This window comes from Mesorhizobium subarcticum, assembly GCF_055456085.1.
The window spans coordinates 133,875-154,072 of the sequence record NZ_JBVBEG010000002.1 but is presented as its reverse complement, the minus strand read 5'-3'; the positions used below and the strand labels follow the sequence as shown (position 1 = coordinate 154,072).

Here is a 20,198-nt window from a genome sequence, read left to right as displayed (position 1 = left end):
CCTATGCCGCACGGCCAATGATTTTTTTTCGAATGGCCTCGACAGCGGAAACACCCGAGCGGCCCCCGATCTTGGATAATTCGCCCGATGATTGTCTGCGCCGATGCCGAAGAACACTTGCTAAGAGATAGCACGCCACAGCGAATACAGCTGCGGCAACACCCATCACGATCGCCAGAAGTGGCGCGGGAAAGGATTTAGACGCTTGGGCCAACGCAGTCGCCGGTACGGAGGGTTGCTCATGTACGGACCGTTCCACTGGCACCAAAACCACTTCGACCTTGTCGTAGGACAAGCCTTCGATGCTGTCGGCGACGAGCATCTTTATTTTCGGCAGCAGAACGGAAAGATTTGCTTTGGCGTCGTGCCGGATAAAGACCGAGGCCGAGGATGGCGTGCCGCCCGCTCGTAACAGGTCGTTATTCGGCAGAACGACATGAACACGTACTGAGAAGACGCCATCAATATCGCTGATCGTGCGCGACAACTCTTCGCTCAGAGCATAAACGTAACGGGCGCGCTCCTCGGTCGGCGAGGCAATCAGTCCTGATCCTTCGAATATCTCGCCGATGTTCTTGAAAGACTGGCGCGGCAGCCCCTTGGCATTCAAGAGGTTGATTGAGAAGGCAAGCCGCTTTTCGTCAACCTGGATCGTGCTGGTCCCGTCCTTAGCGGCAACCCGGACCGCGTCAACTCCGTTGTCTATCAGAAGCGCCAGCATCTCATTCGCCTCGCGCTCCTGCAATTGCGTGTAGAGATCGACCTTGCAACCACTCAAGGCGAAGAGAAGTGGCAGCACGACAAAATGAAGCGATCGCCGACCAGACGGGCGACTACGCATGATTTCGCCATGGGCTAGGCCAATCATTCGCGCTGTTCATCCTTCTTTTATTAGTTTGTTCACCGATGAGGTGATGCCGCTGACACCTTTGGAAACAAGGGCAACCTGGGTGACGCCGTTGTAGAGATCCCGCAGACCAGCAACCATCGCTTCGAAGTCACCCCCTGCTCGCGGAACGTCCGACGTCCCCGTTGCCCCACCTTCGACCGGAAGCCTCTCAGCCGCACCCGGTAGAGCGCCCTTCGGAAGGGCTACCTGATGGTCGGGCGCGGCAGAAGTAACTGCATTGTCCCCGTGCATCGAAGAAATCGCCTGCAGCACGCGGTGTCCCAGTGGACTTGTCTGCGCAGTCGCACGTTGAACATCCAAGGGCGGAGGAACAGGCGCCGCCGCAGCGGCATCGTTTTTCATCGAGGCAGCCGCCTGGGCTAGAGCGTGGTCAAACTGGGCCTGCTCGCCGAATGACGGTGAGCCAACCCTGGAGAGACTGTCAGTAACACTGGCAGGGATCGACGTGACAGGCATCATCATACAAGGACTCGATTGATTCTCTTTAACGTGTGATGAGTCCAGCCGGTTCATCGCCCGCTGTTGAGTCAATCCCTTAGGGAGGCGAGCTGACGACAAGCTGACGGGAGCGTCGGTTGGTCACTTAAAGTCACTTTGACGACTTTGGTGACTTGTGAAAATTCCATCCTTTGGTTTATCAGGGCGAGATGCCAAGAACGTTCATACGATCCACCATCCTGCACAGCGTGAAAAGACTTCTCTGTGTCGGGTTTTTTCTCTCCGCCGGCATCCAAACAACTGTCGGCGCCCCCCTATCGCTTCCCTCGACACCCTATAGGTATACGGTTCTAGATCAGGATCTCACTGCCGCGTTGCAGGAATTCGGCAACAACCTGAACATCAGGGTCAATATCAGCGCCGAGGTGAAGGGGCGGATTCGCGGGCGTATGCCGGATTTGCCACCGCGCGAGTTCCTGGACCGCTTGACCAACCTGTACCATCTCCAATGGTACTATGATGGGCTTGTGCTCTATGTGTCCGCTGCAAAAGAAGCGCAAACTCGGATGCTTGTGCTCACTTCGGTTCGTTTCGATGCCTTCAACGGCGCCCTCGATAGGCTTGGCATCTCCGATGACCGCTATGTAGTGAGACCCACGCCCGGAAATGGCCTCGTCCTTGTTTCCGGTCCACCGCGCTTCATCGCGCTCGTCGAGCAGACGTTCAACGGCCTTGTGGCCGAGGCGCAGGCGCAGCCTCACGTCGCTGAGACGCCGCCAAGGGAATCGGTACTGATATTGTTTCGGGGTTCCTCCACCACGGTCGTCCGTAACGGACAACCGGAAGTCACTTATTCTTCTGACGTGCCGCAACCGGATAGCGTTGCAGGGAAGCCTGAGCTGAGCCAGAGATGACATCTAAGGAGACGCCGCAGCTTCTGGAGAAATCATCACGTCGGCCGCTCCTGATTGTGAATTCTTCTGAAATTCGTCAGTTTCTCGAAAGCTAAGCCGCTCATGATGGGAATCGGAAGCCCCATGTCGCTGGCTTTTGGCTGGAATTGACCTTGGGGCTAACAACGAGCGGAGCAATTAAAGGCACTGCTAGGGGCCATTTTGGCGACCGGCCAACGCTCGGAACGTTCGTGAAACATTGGCTTACATGAGGCCTTTGTTGGGATTTCAACGTCACGTCTGAGGATGCGCAATGTCGGCCAGCAACCTTTCATCATCCATCACCTCGAATCTCCCACAGCCCGTACAGGCATGGTCGGGCCTGAAGCCTTCTGCCGCGGTATTGCAAACTCAGCAAAGCGCATCGTCCTTCGAGGCAATGCTGTCCACCTACTTGCTCGGAGACATGACCAATCCTGGCGCGCTCCGGGGTCCGCTGGCGCCGGATGTCGAATCGACGTTGGAAGATTTGCGGCAGCACCCATTGGACCTGCTGCCGTCGCATATGAAGGCGGCAATCGAATCGATGGATCAGGCCCCGCAGCCTCCTGCGATCGCCTCCGATTTCATATCGCCGGCTCCCGTGCCAAGCTCGAGAATTACGTGGAACGGCGGCTCGCTAACCAAGGCCGAGTTGCAGATCGTGGCAGTGCTGAACCGTCACAAGGACCAATGCCCACTCAGTTGGGAGTCGCTTGGCGATAAAGCCATCGATCCCTCTACGCCGCCGGATCTGAAAGCGGCGATCGAAGGACTGCAGCAGGATCCCGAACTCTTTTACGCGATCGGATCGCAGGGCGATGGTCGCTGTGGAGGCAAGATCACGGCGAACGATTTGTCTGGATTTTCCCACCATCACTCACAAGTTGCCGAATTTCAGGACCAGCAGGCGCAAAGCTACCAGCAGAACTACATTCCATCCGACAGCGCCGGAAATGCTCAGCCTTCGGTCATGACCTTGAGCGATGCATTGCGCGAGCTTTACCGGTACTCCGACGACCTGCCTAAGGATCTAAGCCTGGCTGATTTCAAGCGGATCGTCGACGGCCAAGCGAAAACCGGCAAATGTCCGCCTCAGGTCATTGCGGCTGCTCAACACTTCCTAAATCACCCGGATGCCTGGAAGCAGCTGTGCGGTGGTTCAGATACGGTCCATAAAGACGAGTTCCTCAAAGCCGCTACATCGTCAATGAGCCTCACGCAAACCGAGCTGAACACGCTCAAGATGATTAACAGCAATCAGCGCGCCTTCTTTGGGAGCGGTGACCTGACTCGTGACAAGCTGGCGAGCATGGCAGACGACAAGAGCCTCGATCCAAAGGTACGCCAAACGGCCTCGCAGTTACTCTCCGATCCGCTTTTGTTCGGTTTGCTGAACAATTCAATTACGGGCTATAAGACCCACAATGAGTTCTTCGACTTCGGCGGCGGGCATACGGTCGATTCCGGTAACATCAGCAAAAAAGACTTCGCGCAATTCTACGGCAACATGTCTGTTGCGAACAGCACCGTTCAGAAAACGAAAACCCATGTGCCTGAAGCCGCTGCAGAGCAGGAGGCCGTCGCGGACATGATGATGGGTGCGGCGGACCAGCCCGATATCAAGTCTTCCAAAAGGAACGGCGGGGCCTTCATCCACACAGTCGGCGACGTGCTCAAGGTGTACTCGACAGTGGTTGATTGGACTGCGACGGCGGTTGGTCTACTCAGCTTCATTCCGGCCGTGGGCCAAGTGGCCGATCTCGCATCGATGGCGCTTGCGTGCGAGGCGCAAGCGTTAAATGTTGTCCGTACAGCTATTACCGGAGGCAATATGAAGCAGGCGCTGCTAGAAGCTGGCCTCGGTGTCGCAGCGCAGGCGGTCAGTCTTGTCGCCGGCCCCCAGGTCAAACTCGCGATTCGCAACGGGCTCATCAGGAAGGCAATGGAAGAGGCTGCGACGGCCGGTATCAATCTGCCGCTTTCAACGGCGCAAACCTATGCAGAAGAGTATTTGAACAATCTGCAGGCACGCCTGAATGCGGAACCGATCCCCGCCGCAGGTATTCCTAGCCCGATCAGCACGCCGCAATTATCTCAGAACGTGGCCTGATAAACGGATTGCGCTTCCTCGGCGCGATCCCCCATCCTGCCAATCAGCGGCCGCGTAAACTTTGCTGCCGCGGCGCTATCGATCTGACCGGCGCGCCTGGAAGATCGCCAGATCGCCATCTATTCCAAAGTGTCTAGAGCAGGTCCGGCTTGATCCAGCTGACCTGCGCCTTTGAAGTGGTGTCACACCGGGCGGGTGAGAAGGAGAGCTCGACAAAAGAACCCGGCAGAGGGGATTGTGCGCGCCAAAGCAGAGCGATCATCAAGGCCCAATGCGACTTGGGTTTGACAACGCGTTCTCGATTGCGGCAGAAAATTAAGCGTGGCGCCGGCCAGCTCGGGCGCGCCGACGCACGGCGCCATCAAGCTGAGGCGCAGCGCCCGCTGAAGAAAGTGATCCTCCGGCGGCCATGGGGCACCGCCGGCCCCGCAACACTCGCCGCCTGGAGCACGGCGCCGCGCCATCTTGTTCGACACGAACCGGCCAATATTTGGGCGCCTGGCCATTGATCCAAGCGGTGGCACTTCAGGTACGCGAAGCTTAAAACGCCAACAAAGAGTCCGCTCAGTGCGCATGCCATCGTCTTGCCTCAAAAGGTGCCTTGGAGCGGATCCTCTCAACTCCGTTCACACCATCAGCGTGACAGTAACGGCTGTCTCACCAAGGAAAGTCGCGAGCCTGCAACGTCCACTCAAGTGCGCCCTAGTGTGGTAAGGGGGCAGCTGTTTTCCATCTGGATCGTCGCAGGTCAACGACCTCGATGAGGCGATGATCCTGCGCCAAATCCGATGGGTCCGCGCGTAGGTGCTGGAGCAGCTGCCAGGGTGTACCAGGTAGAGACGAGACGACTTGACATCAGCCGTCATTGCCCTTCGCGAAGGTCCTGTATCTGGCTACTGGTACAGCCGCACGATCACCATCGCTTGGTTTGACAGCCTTGTTGTCGAGCAAATCGCGCGGATCGCTGACCATTGCCGCCAGGTTTTGGCGTATCGAACAGCCAAGCGTCTGGTCGAAGGACTTGTCATTGAGTAAAGGGCCGGAATACGAAGGACAAACAGGAGGGCGGGCACGATAGACAATCGCCTCTATTCGCACTGCGCCGCCGTTGGTTTGGTCGAGCAAATGGATGTTGTAGGCGCCGATGCCCATCTGCCTGGCCTCATGGACGGCCTCTGCGCTGAGCCCGAACGCCCCGCTGATAAGGAGGTGAAGGGCATCGCGCCGGCCGTGACTTGCCGTTTCAAGGAAAACGCGCAAACGCCGCCGTTCGGAAGCGCGAAGGCTGTGTAACGTTAGTACGGTGGTCTCCTGCCCGATAAGGATCGGTGCCAATGGCTCGACAATCGGCGCGGTGCTTGTGCAGCCACTTACGCCTACCGTCAGAGTGACCACCAGACTTATGATCCGCAACGTCATTCGTAGACCGCTATTCAATGATAAAGCCGAGGCCGCCCTTAGCGCCTGACGCACCAGTGCGGGGACTAGGGCGCTGGTCTCCTGGCGGACTTGCCAACGAATTCGTCAGAGTGGCCCCCTGGTCCAAAGGCGACCCCATCCGGTCCGTCGGTGCGCTCATCTGGTTGGGGTTCGATCCTGGCCTTACGATGTAAGGCGTCACCAGAATAACCAGTTCCGTCTCTTGCTTTTGAAATGAGGACGAACGAAACAGGGCGCCAAGGATCGGCAACTCGCCCAGCCAAGGAAAAACACTGATATCAGTGTTGACGCTCCGCCTGATGAGTCCACCAATCGCGAAGCTCTGCCCGCTGGCGAGTTCGACGACCGTGTCGGCACGGCGGGTGGAAATTGCCGGCACGGAGATGCCGTTGATTTGAACAGCCCCTTGAGACGATAGTTCGCTGACTTCCGGCTTTACGCGAATATTGATTTGGTCGTTGTTGAGAACGGTTGGCACGAATTCTAGGCTGACGCCGAAGTGACGGAATTCAACCGAGACTTGCCCCTTTTCCTGCAAGACAGGGATGGGAAATTCGCCCCCGGCCAGGAAGCTGGCAGTTTCACCTGACATAGCGGTGAGGTTTGGCTCGGCCAACACGGAAGCGATGTGCTCCTCGGCGAGCGCATCGAGAACCGCGCCGACGTTCACAGCACCATTGTCGAATCCGATTTCTGCTGTACCGCCCCCATTCGCCGCACCAGCGCCAGCACCTTTGCCGCTTAATAGACCCACTTTGAAATTGCCGACTTGACCGAAGGCGGACAGGTTAATGCCGAGTGCCTTCATCGCGCTACGGGAGACCTCCGCTACGCGGACACTGAGGTTAACCTGCAAGGATCCAGCGACCTTGATGTTATTGACGACCTGCGCACCGTCCCCGAGAAATTGCTCAGTAACTCTTTTCGCCGTGTCGACGGTCTCGGCATCGGGCGCTGTACCGCTTAAGATGGCACCGCGCGGCGTATAGCTGACTCGGATCGGATAGTCGCCGACCTGGTCCCTCAACATGGCGCGCAGTTCCCCGATCGGTTGCGTGACGACGATACGAAACTCAGCGAGAGCCTCGCCGTTTTCGTCCAGGGCGAATAGGCTCGTTTGCCCGGATTTCTTGCCAAATACGAAGATGGTTTTACTTGAGGGTGCCTGATAATCGGCGATCGCCGGGTCGGCAACAAAGATAGTCGCGGCTGCCGCGGGCAAATGAACTGTCTTGCCGAGCGAAGAGGAAAGGTTCAGCGTGGCGTTGATGCTGTTGGAAGCGGCACGCGGTGCCGCTTGAACCTGCTTGTTCTGGGCAGTGGCGGGAAGGGGAGAAAACAAAATGAGCGCGCAGAGGACATGGCTCAAGTAGCGCGAAAAAATAGGTCTCTGGCCGACGATGAGCGGCGGCCGCGGATCAGTCCCCGCATGACCAGTTGGAATGATTTTCAAGGCAGTCTTTTCTTTCAATTCGACCAACTATGCGGATGTCGCGCTAGTCGGACATTCGAGAATGTAACCAATGCCGCGCACGGTCTTGATCCGTGGCGTTGCACCTGACCTATTGAGATGTCCGCGTAAGCGATAGATTCCGACTTCAAGCGCGTTGGCAGATACTTCATCGTTGAACGAATAGAGGTGATCTTCCAAGTGCGCACGCGGCACGATGCGGCCTGCACGGTTGAGCAGATGCTCTAGAATACATAGTTCACGGCGTGCGGCCATCAGCGGATGACCAGCAACGGAAACCTGACGGCCGATCGGATCGAAGTGGAGATTGCCAAATACGATGATCGGGTCGGTCATCTGTGTCGACCGGCGCAGAACAGCTCGCATTCTGGCGATGAGTTCGTCCGTAAACACCGGCTTGACCAGAAAGTCGTCCGCGCCACCATTGAAAACCGCAATTCGCTGCTCAAGATGGTCGATGTTGCTCATCACGACGGCAGGAACTGAATGTCCGTCGCTCCTTAGCTGCCTCAGCCAATCCAGACCATCGCCATCCGGCAGAACCAACTCCAGCAGAAGAATTTCATAGCTCGCGCAACAAAATGCACTCGACGCCTGTTCCAGTGTACCAACGACGTCAACGGCGAAACCGCTATCGCCGAGCGCAACTCGCACGGCGCGCGTAAGATCCGCATGATGGTCAACGAGCAGCGTTCGCATTTCATCTCCTATCAAGGTAGGACAGGTGACCGACCGCTATGGGATGGTGCGACAGCAGAAGTCGCGCAACTCGTCGCAGTATTCGTAACCCTCTCTCCGACGGGTAATCGCAGGAGCGTGCAAGCCGCACTCCTGCAATAGGCGGGGATGGAACATGTGAAGACGAGTTGACGGGCCGAAATGCCGCTTGGTCAACCCAAAATGCCACAACTCCGCCTGCAATTTCTCTGCGCATCGTCCACCTACGTGCGGCCCCTGCATTCGTTAGGCCGAGGTCGCCCTCGAAAACCCCATGATTCCGTGGCTACGAAGGGTTAGCTTTCGAGAAGTGACTTGAACAATCGAATGTTCGGATTGTAGGTATACACATAATGGATGCATTCGCATTCCAGCCAGGCGCGGCGAGTCGCACGCTGCCCTGCCGGTGGCATGATGTGTTCGCACCGAAGGGCGGGCCCGATCAAGCTAATCTAGGGTGACACGCTGCGGCCAGAGGCTGATGCTCGTGCCGCGGCTGGGAGCTTGCGCTCGGGTCATCAGAGCGTCGAGAGCGGCGATCACTGACCAGGCTGCCGCTCCATCTGAGCGCGGAGAAGCCGGCTCTGGTGGTTTCAAGGCGACCTCGGTGACCGTTTCTGACCAAATATCGAGAGGCCCGCCTGCCTTGGTACACCATCTATCCGACTGTGCCGGAGTTCTCCGCGGCGGTCAGTGCCAGGGCTCATGGTCAATGCCAGGGCTCATGGTCAATGGCTGAGGGACCTGCCGGCTCAGTGTCGCTCTATCTCCACATTCCGTTCTGCCGATCGGTGTGCTGGTATTGCGGCTTCCCTACCACCATCACCCGCCAAGCCCCACTTAAACACCGCCTGTAAGAATATGTTATTATATCAGCACGTTAGGCGCGCGCCGGCGCGTGTTACCACTACATTTTGGGGATGATCTCAGGCGAGTTGTTCGTCGAGGTTGTGTGGCAGAACGATGCCAGATGCCTTGAAGACGTTGCCCACTTGGCCCGTAACGTGGGTTCTGGTGGTGACGATGCGACCATCCTTTTCGATGGTGGCTTCCTGGAGGCGGTCGAGATCGCGTAGAAGCGGCTGCCATTCGGGCGTCAGGCCTTTGGCCCGGCAGAGGCGGTACAGTTCCTTGCTGAGTACGAGCCCCAGGAACGAGCAGAACACATGCCCGCGGATGGCGGCATCGGATTGGTGGAAGATCGGCCGGGTATTGAAGGTTGCCTTGGCGGCGCGGAACAGGCTCTCGACCTCGAGCAAATCGCGATACCGCAGCACGGCCTGGAGCGGGGTCACCTTCGCGTTGGTCCGCACCACGGTGATGCCGTCGTACCGGGCTTCCTCGGCAAGCTTGCCGACATCGATCTTGAAGTTCTTGCCGCTGGCCTTGAGGTAACGCCGGTAGGCCGAGTTGCCGACCAGTGCCTTGTCGCCCTTCTTGAGCTGTGCCTCGAGGCCGGCGATGATCGCCTGGCGGTCGGCCTTGTCCTTCTCGGCCTCGGCGTCATTGCGGCTGACAATGTAGCGGTCTTTACCGACCTTGACCTCTTTGACCCACAACTGAGTTTCACCGCGCTGGCGCTCGAGAACGAGCGGAACCATCGGTGCCGCGTCATTGAGCACGACGTTGTGGATCACGCTGCTCGAGCGTTCGCGGGCCCCCAGAATGTATTCCATGCCCAGCTTTTCGAGCGCGGCGATGGTATCGGCGCTGATCATGCCGCGATCGGCGACAACGCAGGCGCGTGTGACGCCGAAGCGCGTTCGCAGCCGATCGACCACCGGCAACAGGACGGTCACGTCAGCGGTGTTGCCGGGCACCATCTCGGTGCAGATCGGCCGGCCCTCGGCATCAACGACCAGCGCCAGGATCATTTGCGCCAGATCGGGGCGGAAGTCCTTGGAATGCCCGCGCTTGCCCAGCGTCTCGCCGCCCGCGCCGTAGAAGGACAACGAGGTGGTGTCCATGAACACAAGGCTGAGGTCGGTGAACAGGTCCTGCCGGCGCGCGAAGAGCTTTTCCTCGATCACGTCTTTCACGCAGCGCGCCACCAGCGCGCCTTGCGCCTTTTCGCCGAGTTCCTCGCCCAGCCACGCCATGGCCCGGTAAAAGTGATGGAGCGCCAGACCCTCGGCGCCCTCGATACCATAATCGGCCATCCAGTTCGCGCAGTCGCGGTCCGAGCCCGAGACGAACAGCCGATGCAACGTGCCAATGAACACCGCCCGTTCCACCGCAAAGCCGAACTGGCGCCCTTCCAGCACCTCTTCCAGCACATCGCCGATCCCGAGCCGCTCCCACAGCCGCCCGAACAACAGCGGACCGCCGATGCGGCGAGAGGCAATTCGCCCCGCGTCAATGTCGGACAGGATGAGGCTGCGCTCGCCATGGCGCGCAATCGAGGCCGCCAATCTGTCAAGTTCGCCGCTGGCAACCAGCGCATCCTTGCGGCCCAGCGCCTTTATCGTGCGCTGGCGAACGGTTTTGCCGTCGCGGACACTTTCCACGAGGTAAAGATAGCGGTGGCCGCGCGCGACTCTCTCAACGACAAACATGCCAGCGTTGTTAGCGAATAAATGCCATAAAATCCATACAACATGCGGCTAGCAGATCAAATGTTGTTACCACACATTTTCGCTCCGAAAACTCGAGGCGAGTGAATTCAATAGCTTAACGGACAGCGTTCGCCATCCGTTCACCTCCAACTGTTCAAGTCGGGCCAAGATGCGGCGGTGGTGCGTGACGAGATCCGTTTGGCCTCGGAGCAAACACCGCAGCCGCTGCCCGTGAGCGACGTCCATTTCGGCGGCGGAACGCCGGCGCCGCCTGGCGCTATGGCTGCCGCGGCGACTAAGATCCGTAGCACTGGCATCGTTCACTGGCACGAACAGGAACTCGGCTGTGTCGTTACCGTCTGATTATGCTCGACCCGCTGGAAGCGGCTTCTCTGGCCAACCGATTGTCTCCTACGGCGCGCTGTGCTGCGCAGCGGCGTCCCGAACGGGACGGGCCTCCACGCCGACCGCGTCTTCCGGTTGAGCAGCAAGGGCAAATTCTCGCCTGAGTATCGCGCGCAGCAGGAACTTCTAAATGAACCAGTACAGCACCGGTCGTCAAGATCGTGCTGCAAAGCAACCAGAGCAACACGGGGTTTTAGAATTCCTGGGACTGAGCTGTCGCACTATCGGCTGAGATCCCGCAATTTCGAGTTCCTCATGCCCCTGCTAACACTCGCTTTCGCTCACACGGACGCGGCAATAGGTCCACTCAATAGGACACCGAGATGCAACTTTTCAGTCCGTTAGAATGAGTATTGGAAACGGACGATGCCGCCGACGCTGTTCTTTTTGTCGGCGTTAGTCCAATTCACGTTGGAAGGGTCGACCATGCCGACGCCGAAATTGCCGTAGTGATAATGGTCGACTTCGACCGTCGCTGTAAAACCTGGTACGACCGTATAGGCGACGTTGGCAGCCAGACCATAGTTCTTGAACTGATCGCCCGATAGTCGAAGGTTCAACGACGTCTTCTCGTTTAGCAAATAGGCGCCGCCGACCCAGAAGGCCCAGTTGCCCCCCCACTGCTTGTAGAAACCACGACCGTGGGCGTCGATGAGGTTAGTGGAGTCATCGTTGAGCTTGCCGTTGGAACCGTAGCCGACCATTCCGAATAGTGAAAGTTCGCTGGTGACATTCACGTCAAGGCGGACCTTGCTGGCCACCGACCCGTAATTGCTATCATAAGCGACAACGCCAGTGATCGCGCCCCAGCCTTGCGTATACCTCATGCCGCCGACGACGTGCGGAACATAGCTGTCGATAGTACCGACTGCGCTCGAGCCTTCCTCGAGTGAAACTAAAGTCGAAAGGCCATTGCCGGCGTCGAAGTAGTACTGAATTACGTTGGTGTCAGCGTCGCCGTAAGGAGCAAGCTTGCCATTGAGAACGTTGCCGGCGTGGCCAATAAAGGTGTCGAAGGCCGACCAGTCCTTACCAACTCGCAGGCCACCAAGCTGAACCCAGGCGAAAGTCAACATGACGTCACTGTTGAAGGCATAGTTCTGAGGACTATCCGGACCCGGATAAATGTTGCGGTTGCCGAAGTTGAAATGGGTTTCGGAATAGGTCTTAAAGGTGCCGAGTTCGGTCTCCTGGCCCGTCCAGGTTTTTAATGCCAAGCGCGTGGTGTTCCACCATGTTCCCCGATCCTCGCCAGTTCTCACAGCTGAAATTCTTGCGCCGTCATTCGAGCCGAGGTCGCCGGCGCCGATGTCATAACGAACATAGCCGCCAATGCGCAGGCAGGTCTCGGTGCCGGGAATGTAGAAGTAGCCAGCGCCGTAGACGTCGCAGATCTTGACGTGTTCAGCGGGTCCCAGCTCGGCGTCGGCGCCGCGCGCACCGGAAATTGCGGTCAGGGCCGCAGCGGAGCCGACAAGAAGGCTATTGATATTCATTCTTGATCTCCATTCAAAGATTAAAAGGGGGCGGGCGACCAATAATGAGCCCTTCACCAGTCCCAGATCGAAGGAGAATGGCATAGCGCTGCTTCTCCGCCATTATCCGTCACACTGATCTGGGTCGGCGCCCTGCGCTCGACGCTACTCGTCAGCCAAAATTGTCAGTTGGCCCGTGGAATCGCATTTCTGAGCCATGGCCATAGTCATCTCCGCTATTATCGGCAGACCGTCACAACCGCTTTCAGAGTCGATTGTGCAAGTCACGTGCCACGCTGAAGACGTGAGCTGCGCGCTGACCCTCAAATTGGCCAGTCTCATTCGCGTCGCGTTTCTTGTTTTTGGGCGTCAGGCTGAGCACGAAGGGCAAATGTTTGGAATCTGGTTTGTTTGTTCGATATGCGACAGTTTCGTTCAATGGTGACAGCATTTGTTCGGCTTGGAACCTCGGGAGACATCATTGGGCGGAACCGCTCGATGATCAGACGAGACCCCAACGGACCCTGACACAATCCACGAGCAAGGGCGGGCACGCGATTGTCGAAGGACGGCCGGGCCGGTTGGGGCGCAGGACCGCGCCTAGTCAGTATGAAGCCGGCCATGATCGCGTGGAAACCAGTCCGGACAAGGTGGTTTCGCAGGTCTGGGAAGACCGACGCGAACCGTTGTAAACCGCCTCTGGATCGCTGGCCGGGATGGCCCGTTCGGTTTTTGCAGCAGCATGCGAATTCTCGGTGCGATTGTTCAGACCGTGTGAGAACGATGTTCGACTTGCGGCACCACCTGGCGCTTTGCCGATGCATCGATCATCGTGCGCCTTGGGCGCGGTCCTTTTATCGGCAATCAGGTAAGCAGGTGCGTGGCAGTTTCGGCATTGCGGCGGCCTCGATAATCCCGTCGCATTCCCGTCCTGATCAACGCGTGACCACGAGCTCATCGAGATGTCAGATGGTCTTTATAAGCCTCAACCAGCAGCCGGCGAGCAAAGTCTCGTACTTCGTCAGGATTCGGCAATGCCGCGCTCCAGCAACGTTACATTTAGGCGCCCGGCTGAAAATGAGAGCGGAAGTAGAGCCGAACGGTGTGGGCGATGGTCTCGGGGGGAAGCGATAGCGCCGTAGCTAACCGGCTAGAGCATTTTCCGTGAACGCCGAGTCAGATTTGGGATTCACGCGGTGGCGGAAGTCTGTTTCATTTTCCCTGTGATTCGCAGGGAGATGACGATGACACGCAGCTTGAGTGCGGACCTTCGCGGTCGGGTGATTTTGGCGATATCGGAGGGTGTTTCGACGCGAGAGGCAGCACGCCGGTTCCGGATCGGGATTGCTACGGCGGGGAACTGGTATCGCCGCTATCGCGAGACAGGCGAGATGGCGGCCCGCAAGCAGGGCCAACCGTCGTGCTCGAAGCTTGATCCTCACGAAGCCTTCATCCTCGGCCTGATCGAGGAGACGCCCGACATCACTCTGGCGGAGATTGCCGAGAGGCTGGCGGCCGGGCATGGCGTGGGCGTGGTTCCTTCGACGATCTGGATGTTTCTCGACAGGCGCTGCGTCACGTTTAAAAAAAGACGGCGCATGCCAGCGAACAACAGCGCCCCGACGTCAAGGCGCGCCGTCGCGCCTGGTTCGACGGCCAGCTCGATCTCGACCCCGAGAAGCTGATCTTCATTGATGAGACTGCCGCCTCCACCAAGATGGCGCGGCTGCGCGGGCGGGCCAAACGTGGCGAACGCTGCCGTGCGCCGGTTCCTCATGGTCATTGGAAGACCACGACCTTCACCGCTGGACTGCGGCTGAACGGCCTGACCGCACCGATGCTGCTCGACGGGCCGATGAACGGCGCCGCCTTCCTGGCCTATGCCGAACAGGTGCTCGCACCTGAACTTTCTCCCGGCGACATCGTCGTCATGGACAACCTGCCGGCTCACAAGATCACCGGCGTTCGCGAGGCCATCCAAAGGACCGGCGCACGGCTTCTGTTGCTGCCGCCCTATTCGCCCGATTTCAATCCGATCGAGATGGCGTTCTCGAAGCTCAAGGCCCTACTCAGAAAAGCAGCTGCCCGCTCCATCGATCAACTCTGGTCCGTCATCGCCAACTGCCTCGACGCCTTCAAACCGGCCGAATGCCGAAACTACTTCGAGGCAGCCGGATATGACCCGGTGTAAGTCGAATCTGCTCTAGGTGTTCATACCATCCCAACGGAGACTCATCGGCGGTGGCATCGCCCCGTGAGCATTGACACTGGCAAAAGGCAAATTGCGGCGAAAAGCGGAACGGACTGACATAGCGCAAAGACACAGGGAAGCGCAGCGGTAAGGATAACTGTTATCAGCATGGGACGGTAACTGTTGCAGACTTCGTTTCTGGCCAAATATCGCGAGGCCCGCCTGCCTTGGTATACCATCTATCCGACTGTGCCGGAGTTCTCCGCGGCGGTCGGTGCAGAGGCTTATGCGGAATGGCTCAGGGACCTACCGGCTGACAACTCAGTGTCACTCTATCTCCACGTTCCATTCTGCCGATCGGTGTGCTGGTATTGCGGCTTCCCTACTACCATCACCCGCCAAGATGCTCCGATCCTCAATTATCTGGCGGTGGTGCGTGACGAGATCCGTTTGGTCTCGGAGCAAACGCCGCAGCCGCTGCCCGTGAGCGACGTCCATTTCGGCGGCGGAACGCCGACCCTCATCGGGCCAGCGGAGTTCTTGGCCATCATGGAGTGTCTCCGCCGCCGCTTCGCGTTCAGGAAGACGACCGCCGTTGCAGTCGAGATCGATCCGCGCACGTTCACGGCCGAGATGGCCGAAGCCTTAGCAGCAGCCGGCGTGAACCGCGCCAGCCTCGGCGTGCAGAGCTTCGATCCCATTGTTCAAAAAGCGATCAACCGGGTCCAAAGTGAGGCGCAGACGGCGGCTGCCGTCGAAATGCTGCGCCGGCATGGAGTAAGCCGCATCAACTTCGACCTGATCTTCGGTCTCCCGCATCAGACGGTGCGGTCCTGCGTCGAGACCGCGACGGCGGCGGTCGCCATGCGCCCCAACCGGCTTGCGGTGTTCGGCTACGCGCACATTCCATCCGCTATAAAGAATCAGTGCCTGATCGAGGAGACAGCGCTGCCGGACAGTGCTGGCCGTGCCGAACAGGCTGCGGCCGTGGCCGAGACGCTGGTTGCCGCCGGCTACCGAGAGATCGGGCTCGACCATTTCGCCTTGCCCGACGACGAACTCGCGCTGGCGCAGAAACCCGGGCGCCTGCGGCGCAACTCACTGGGTTACTCGGCCGATACCTGCAAAACCCTGATCGGTTTCGGCGCGTCGGCTATCGGGCGCGTCGGCGAGGGTTACGTCCAGAACGAGGTCACACGGGATTGCTACAGCCGTCATATCGCAGCTGGCCGTCTGGCGACGTCACAGGGCTATCGTCTCACCGACGAAGACCGCGTGCGAGCCGCAATCATCGAACGGCTGATGTGCGATTTGGAGGCCGATGTGCCGGCAATCTGTGCCGCCCACGAATTTGATCCGATCCGTTTTCCCGATCCCGCCGAACGCTTGGCGATGCTGGTCAAGGACGGGATCGTCGACATCGAAGATGGTATCATCCGCGTGCGGCAGGAACATCGCTTTGTGATTCGCGCTGTTGCTGCCGCCTTCGATGCCTTTCTCGCAAATCGCTGAGCGAAGGCCAAGCGGGAGGCCGAGCGGGGAAAAGGCCCGCAGGTTCGCACTCCAGAGGCAATTGGTCTTCAGCGACACGCACCGAGGTGCGGCTGACAAACCGTCGAGCTCACCCGCATCGCGGCGCGGCCACGACAACAGCGTTGGCGCCCATCTCGGCCACAGAAGGAGGGCGTCTCTAAGCGCAATATGGTGGGAGTCTGTGGATTGACATTCCACACTGCATCTACGGGACTTTTGGCCATAGGTCAGTCTCAGCAAAGCTGAGAGGGCCATGATAACCCTCACCTGGCCAATCGACATTCACGATTCAAATCTGCGTTGAGATTCGATCTGGAGCGAGGGATGGCCCGGCGATATGAACTGAGCAGCAGCAATGCCAGCGCCTCGAAAGCCTGCACACTTCAGGCGCGGTAAGGCCGGTATGGGAACGGATATTCGCTGACCTGATCGGGATCCTCAGAATTACTACGTGATGCTCGACAGCACGTTGGTTCGTGCCAACCAGCAGGCGGCGACCGGGAAGAAGGGCCATAACCAGCCTTCGATTACCAAGATCCGAATGTCGGTAGACGGCCAGGGGCGCCAGATCACTCACCGCAGCCAAAGCGAAAGCGGCCAGCGGTCCAAAGAATGCCAGGATTACGCCGCCACAAGCCGGACCAACGCTGCGCACAATATTGTATCCGACAGACATAAGCGGTGATGGCAACCATTTCAGCGTCCGATTTGATGGTTGCGCTCGTGCAGGCCGCATCCACATTGCCAGTATTCTTCCTCTCAGCCCTTGCCCAACTGATGGCAACCGTTTGCACGAGCCACCCGAGGCTGGATATTTGTGTGGCCGTCCAGATCGGGCGAAACACCTGGTTTCGAAATGGAGCGAGCGTCGTTGAAAACGGGCATATGGGGATTTTTTTCGCACTGCATGACGTTGCCGGGTTCAGCCACCTCCACGCCGGCAGCCAGCGCCAGGCAGACCTCGCCCAGTCAGGTAGCCTTGCCGCTCGTCCTGCTCGAAAAAGGTCGTCGGCACGGTGATTGGCTCTCGCGTCAGGGAACCAGAGCCATGGAGCTTGCAGGCGACTATTTTCGCATTGGGCCATCCTAGCTTCATTCATGAAAGCCCTGTGCGTGGCCGAGCGTTCCGCTAAGTTCCAACGATGAGGGCCCCGCCGCTGAGACCCGCACCCGCTGCCGCCAGAAGGATCTTCTCGCCCTGCCGGAACGGCTCCGCTTGGTTGGCCAGCGACAGCGACAGTGGGATCGTCGCGGCGGAAGAGTTGCCGTAGTCGACGATCGTCTTGACGATCCCTTCGTCCGCGATGCCGAGGTTTCTCCCGACGGCATCGAAAATGCGCGCGTTGGCCTGGTGAGGCACGAACCGGTCGATGTCCTGCGGCTGCATTCGGGCAGCAGTGAGCGCGTCCTGCGAGCAGGCAGTCATCATCTCCACGGCCTTGGCGAACACTTCGCGGCCATCAGTGATCGTCATGCGGGTCTGCGCGAGGTCGAGGTCGCGATGGAACGGCGTGTTGCTTCCTCCAGCGGGAATCTGGATCAGCCCGTAGCGTGAGCCGTCGGAATCCACCGAAGCGCCGAGAATGCCCCGATCGGCGTCCTCGCACTTACCAATCACCACGGCGCCGGCGGCATCGGCAAACAGCACGGCGCTGGCGCGCTCGGCCGGATTGATGCGGCGGCTAAGGATGTTGGCGGCGATGACCAGGCTCGCCTTACCGTGCAGCCGGGTGAACCCGTCGGCGAACATCAGCGCATAGATGAAGCCGGCGCAGGCACCGGTCAGGTCGATCGCGCCGGCCCGGCCGAGCCCCAGCCGGTGTGCTACCAGCGGCGCGCTGGGCGGAAGAAGGTGGTCGGGGGTCGAGGTCGCAAGCAACAGCAGGCCGATGTCGCTGCGGTCAATGCAGGCGTTCGCCAGCGCCATGTCGCCGGCATGCATGGCAAGGCCAGACAGCGTGTCTTCGTCCGTTGCCCAGAAGCGCGAACGAATTCCGGTGCGCCGCTCGATCCAGCCGGGTTCGAGCCCGAGACGGCTTTCGATTTCCGGGTTCTCGACCTTGCGCGACGGCGCATGATGGCCAAACCCGAGAATGCGCGACGACCTGCTCATGGCCTCGAGCCGAAGCGGTCGCCGGCCTCCTCGATGGCGTCATAGAGCCCGTCCAGTTCCTCGCCGGTGATGCAATAGGGTGGCAGAAGATAGAGGACATTGCCAAGCGGGCGCACGAGCAGGCCGCGCTCGAGGAAAAAAGCGCGCAGTTTCGATCCGATCTCGGCCAGATAGCCGGCCGAGCCGGTGCGCAGATCGAGGGCCGCGATCGTGCCGGTCGTCCTGCTGTCGGTGAAGTTGGCATTGTCACGAAAGCGCCGAAGCCCGGCGGCCTGCATCGCACTCAACGCCGCGACCCGCTCGGCCACGGGCTCGTCGCGCCAGATCTCGACATTGGCGAGTGCTGCCGCGCAGGCAATCGGATTGGCGGTGTAGGAACTCGAGTGGAAAAATGTCTTCTTCCGGTCCACCGAATAATGAGCCTGAAAGATCGCATCCGTGGCAAGCGTTGCGGCCAGCGGGATCACGCCACCAGTCAGGCCCTTCGATGTGCACAAGATGTCAGGAGAGATGGACGCCTGCTCGCAGGCGAACATGGTTCCGGTGCGTCCCCAGCCTGTCATCACCTCGTCGGCGATCAGCAGCGTGCCGGAGGCCTCGGCGATCTTCTTCAATTCAGCCAGAACCCAGGCCGGATACATCAGCATGCCGCCGGCGCCAAGCACGAGTGGTTCGACGATCAGCGCGGCGGCGCGCCGGTCGCGGCTGACGGCCTCGAAACGATCCAGCGTTTCCTGTTCGTGCCCGGCGGCCGGGAAGGGGATGGTGTCGACCTCGAACAGCAAAGGCTCGTAGGCGGCGTTGAACACGCCGCGGGCGCCAACGCTCATCGTGCCGATGGTGTCGCCATGATAGCTGTGCTCCATGACGACGATGCGCGAGCGCGGTGCGCCGATGTTGCCGAAATACCCAAGCGCCATCTTCAGTGCCACTTCGACTGAGGTCGAGCCGCTGTCGGAATAGAACACCCAGTCGAGACCGGAGGGGGCGAGGCCGACAAGTGCCTTGGCCAGGCGCTCTGCCGGCTCGTGCGTGAAGCCGGCAAAGATGATCTGGTCGAGGCTCGACGCGGTCGTCTCGACAGCCTTCATGATGTGGGGGTGGCGGTGGCCATGGGTGACGACCCACCAGGAGGAGATGGCATCCAGGATACGCGTGCCGTCGGCCTTGTGGAGATAGGCGCCCTCCGTCAGGACGATTTCAGGGATCACGGGCTCAAGCGCGTGCTGCGTGAACGGATGCCACACACTGGACTGCGACATCATTCGCCTCCCGCAATCGAGGCGAGGTCAAAGCCGGCAACCATCGCATCCCTCAGCGTTTCACCCGTCAGCGGATCGAGCAGGGGCAGTCTCCCGAGTTGTCGCACGCCGCTGAATTCCACGATTGTTTTTTGCGTATCGGCCATTTCATCGCCGATGAAGGCGATGCCGGCCAGCGGGATGGAGCGGGCGCGCAGGGCCTCGATCGACAGCAGCGTGTGGTTGATGGTGCCGAGCGTGGTGCGGGCGCACAGAATGACCGGCAGCCGCCATTCAGCGAAGATGTCGATGAACCTTGTCTTTCGATTGAGCGGCACCATCAGGCCGCCCGCGCCCTCGATCACGAGCGGCGCCGGCAGGACGGGAAAAGTAAGATCGGCAGCCTTGATCGCGACGCCGTCGATCTCGGCCGAACGATGCGGCGACAGCGGGCTCTTCAAGCGGTAGGCTTCCGGCAGCACGCGCTCCGAGGGCAAGCCGGCAAGCCGCGCAACCACCTCGCTGTCGGTCTCGCCGTCGAGGCCCGATTGCACCGGCTTCCAGTAGAAACCGTCGAGCAAACCGGCGAGCCCAGCCGCAAACACGGTCTTGCCAATTCCGGTGTCTGTTCCGGTGATGACGATGCGTTGGGTCATGCCGCTCC

At 59.5% G+C, this 20,198-nt stretch carries 16 protein-coding genes and 2 pseudogenes; 7 read left to right on the top strand and 11 right to left on the bottom strand.

Annotated elements, in window-relative coordinates; translation table 11 throughout:
* Nucleotide 1: 1 nt before the first annotated feature.
* Nucleotides 2–868, bottom strand: a complete 867-nt coding sequence (gene sctJ / locus ACZYHG_RS32595; protein WP_258581024.1) for a type III secretion system inner membrane ring lipoprotein SctJ — start codon at nt 866–868, stop codon at nt 2–4.
* A gap of 9 nt (nt 869–877) precedes the next feature.
* Nucleotides 878–1,372, bottom strand: coding sequence for a nodulation protein NolB (locus tag ACZYHG_RS32590; protein WP_258581023.1), 495 nt, complete (start codon nt 1,370–1,372; stop codon nt 878–880).
* A gap of 185 nt (nt 1,373–1,557) precedes the next feature.
* Between ACZYHG_RS32590 and ACZYHG_RS32585 the strand changes: the two genes are divergently transcribed.
* The 3 genes from ACZYHG_RS32585 to ACZYHG_RS32575 all read left to right on the top strand — a co-directional run bounded on the left by ACZYHG_RS32585 (nt 1,558) and on the right by ACZYHG_RS32575 (nt 4,902).
* Nucleotides 1,558–2,262: a secretin N-terminal domain-containing protein gene (locus ACZYHG_RS32585; protein ID WP_464615189.1), complete on the top strand. Its 705-nt coding sequence runs from the start codon at nt 1,558–1,560 to the stop codon at nt 2,260–2,262.
* A 292-nt stretch (nt 2,263–2,554) separates the two neighbouring features.
* On the top strand, nt 2,555–4,393 hold the full coding sequence (locus tag ACZYHG_RS32580) for an HrpF/NolX family T3SS translocon protein (protein ID WP_464615188.1): 1,839 nt from the start codon (nt 2,555–2,557) through the stop codon (nt 4,391–4,393).
* Between the two features lie 149 nt (nt 4,394–4,542).
* Nucleotides 4,543–4,902, top strand: coding sequence for a hypothetical protein (locus ACZYHG_RS32575; protein WP_258581020.1), 360 nt, complete (start codon nt 4,543–4,545; stop codon nt 4,900–4,902).
* Nucleotides 4,903–5,248: 346 nt separating this feature from the next.
* Here the strand turns inward: ACZYHG_RS32575 and ACZYHG_RS32570 are convergent, their stop codons facing one another.
* The 3 genes from ACZYHG_RS32570 to ACZYHG_RS32560 are packed head-to-tail and all read right to left on the bottom strand — an operon-like array spanning nt 5,249 to nt 8,003.
* A complete protein-coding gene (locus ACZYHG_RS32570; protein WP_464615187.1) occupies nt 5,249–5,812 on the bottom strand; it encodes a CpaD family pilus assembly lipoprotein in 564 nt (187 codons plus the stop codon).
* 10 nt (nt 5,813–5,822) lie between these two features.
* Nucleotides 5,823–7,286, bottom strand: coding sequence for a type II and III secretion system protein family protein (locus ACZYHG_RS32565; RefSeq protein ID WP_416361697.1), 1,464 nt, complete (start codon nt 7,284–7,286; stop codon nt 5,823–5,825).
* A 27-nt stretch (nt 7,287–7,313) separates the two neighbouring features.
* Nucleotides 7,314–8,003 (bottom strand): response regulator, encoded by a 690-nt coding sequence (locus ACZYHG_RS32560; RefSeq protein WP_183455245.1) that lies wholly within the window; start codon nt 8,001–8,003, stop codon nt 7,314–7,316.
* Between the two features lie 635 nt (nt 8,004–8,638).
* Here ACZYHG_RS32560 and ACZYHG_RS32555 point away from each other — a divergent pair.
* Nucleotides 8,639–8,875 (top strand): annotated as a pseudogene (locus ACZYHG_RS32555) (coproporphyrinogen III oxidase); the annotation flags it as partial.
* Between the two features lie 72 nt (nt 8,876–8,947).
* On the opposite strand, the gene ACZYHG_RS32550 reads toward ACZYHG_RS32555, so the two are convergent.
* Nucleotides 8,948–10,576 (bottom strand): IS1634 family transposase, encoded by a 1,629-nt coding sequence (locus tag ACZYHG_RS32550; protein ID WP_464615186.1) that lies wholly within the window; start codon nt 10,574–10,576, stop codon nt 8,948–8,950.
* Between the two features lie 746 nt (nt 10,577–11,322).
* A complete protein-coding gene (locus ACZYHG_RS32545; RefSeq protein ID WP_464615185.1) occupies nt 11,323–12,477 on the bottom strand; it encodes a porin in 1,155 nt (384 codons plus the stop codon).
* A gap of 1,223 nt (nt 12,478–13,700) precedes the next feature.
* Here ACZYHG_RS32545 and ACZYHG_RS32540 point away from each other — a divergent pair.
* Both ACZYHG_RS32540 and hemN read left to right on the top strand, forming a co-directional pair.
* Nucleotides 13,701–14,647, top strand: a protein-coding gene (locus ACZYHG_RS32540; RefSeq protein ID WP_464615184.1) for an IS630 family transposase whose coding sequence is annotated in 2 segments (ribosomal slippage) — nt 13,701–14,049 and nt 14,049–14,647 — 948 coding nt in all. Because the reading frame shifts where the segments join, the coding sequence is not laid out codon by codon here.
* Nucleotides 14,648–14,830: 183 nt separating this feature from the next.
* Nucleotides 14,831–16,159, top strand: a complete 1,329-nt coding sequence (gene hemN / locus ACZYHG_RS32535; RefSeq protein WP_464615183.1) for an oxygen-independent coproporphyrinogen III oxidase — start codon at nt 14,831–14,833, stop codon at nt 16,157–16,159.
* 600 nt (nt 16,160–16,759) lie between these two features.
* Here the strand turns inward: hemN and ACZYHG_RS32530 are convergent.
* A pseudogene (locus ACZYHG_RS32530) lies at nt 16,760–17,013 on the bottom strand (MFS transporter); the annotation flags it as partial.
* Between ACZYHG_RS32530 and ACZYHG_RS32525 the strand changes: the two are divergent.
* A complete protein-coding gene (locus ACZYHG_RS32525; RefSeq protein WP_464615344.1) occupies nt 16,904–17,200 on the top strand; it encodes a hypothetical protein in 297 nt (98 codons plus the stop codon). The pseudogene ACZYHG_RS32530 and the gene ACZYHG_RS32525 sit on opposite strands and share 110 nt — an antisense overlap.
* Before the next feature lie 109 nt (nt 17,201–17,309).
* Here ACZYHG_RS32525 and ACZYHG_RS32520 read toward each other — a convergent pair whose 3' ends face one another.
* The 3 genes from ACZYHG_RS32520 to bioD are packed head-to-tail and all read right to left on the bottom strand — an operon-like array spanning nt 17,310 to nt 20,190.
* Nucleotides 17,310–18,293, bottom strand: a complete 984-nt coding sequence (locus ACZYHG_RS32520; RefSeq protein ID WP_464615182.1) for a beta-ketoacyl-ACP synthase III — start codon at nt 18,291–18,293, stop codon at nt 17,310–17,312.
* Entirely contained in the window at nt 18,290–19,555 is a 1,266-nt protein-coding gene (locus ACZYHG_RS32515) for an adenosylmethionine--8-amino-7-oxononanoate transaminase (RefSeq protein WP_464615181.1), read from the bottom strand. Before ACZYHG_RS32515 ends, ACZYHG_RS32520 begins: the two co-directional genes overlap by 4 nt.
* On the bottom strand, nt 19,555–20,190 hold the full coding sequence (bioD, locus tag ACZYHG_RS32510) for a dethiobiotin synthase (protein ID WP_464615180.1): 636 nt from the start codon (nt 20,188–20,190) through the stop codon (nt 19,555–19,557). The genes ACZYHG_RS32515 and bioD overlap by 1 nt, the downstream gene beginning before the upstream one ends.
* Between the last annotated feature and the right edge of the window lie 8 nt (nt 20,191–20,198).

Bases quoted from the DNA above. Each gene is read 5' to 3' on its own strand.
- ACZYHG_RS32550 (WP_464615186.1), bottom strand. From the start codon at position 10,576: ATGTTTGTCGTTGAGAGAGTCGCGCGCGGCCACCGCTATCTTTACCTC.
- ACZYHG_RS32585 (WP_464615189.1), top strand. From the start codon at position 1,558: ATGCCAAGAACGTTCATACGATCCACCATCCTGCACAGCGTGAAAAGA.
- ACZYHG_RS32570 (WP_464615187.1), bottom strand. From the start codon at position 5,812: ATGACGTTGCGGATCATAAGTCTGGTGGTCACTCTGACGGTAGGCGTA.
- ACZYHG_RS32545 (WP_464615185.1), bottom strand. From the start codon at position 12,477: ATGAATATCAATAGCCTTCTTGTCGGCTCCGCTGCGGCCCTGACCGCA.
- ACZYHG_RS32560 (WP_183455245.1), bottom strand. From the start codon at position 8,003: ATGCGAACGCTGCTCGTTGACCATCATGCGGATCTTACGCGCGCCGTG.
- sctJ (WP_258581024.1), bottom strand. From the start codon at position 868: ATGATTGGCCTAGCCCATGGCGAAATCATGCGTAGTCGCCCGTCTGGT.
- ACZYHG_RS32590 (WP_258581023.1), bottom strand. From the start codon at position 1,372: ATGATGATGCCTGTCACGTCGATCCCTGCCAGTGTTACTGACAGTCTC.
- ACZYHG_RS32515 (WP_464615181.1), bottom strand. From the start codon at position 19,555: ATGTCGCAGTCCAGTGTGTGGCATCCGTTCACGCAGCACGCGCTTGAG.
- ACZYHG_RS32520 (WP_464615182.1), bottom strand. From the start codon at position 18,293: ATGAGCAGGTCGTCGCGCATTCTCGGGTTTGGCCATCATGCGCCGTCG.
- ACZYHG_RS32580 (WP_464615188.1), top strand. From the start codon at position 2,555: ATGTCGGCCAGCAACCTTTCATCATCCATCACCTCGAATCTCCCACAG.
- bioD (WP_464615180.1), bottom strand. From the start codon at position 20,190: ATGACCCAACGCATCGTCATCACCGGAACAGACACCGGAATTGGCAAG.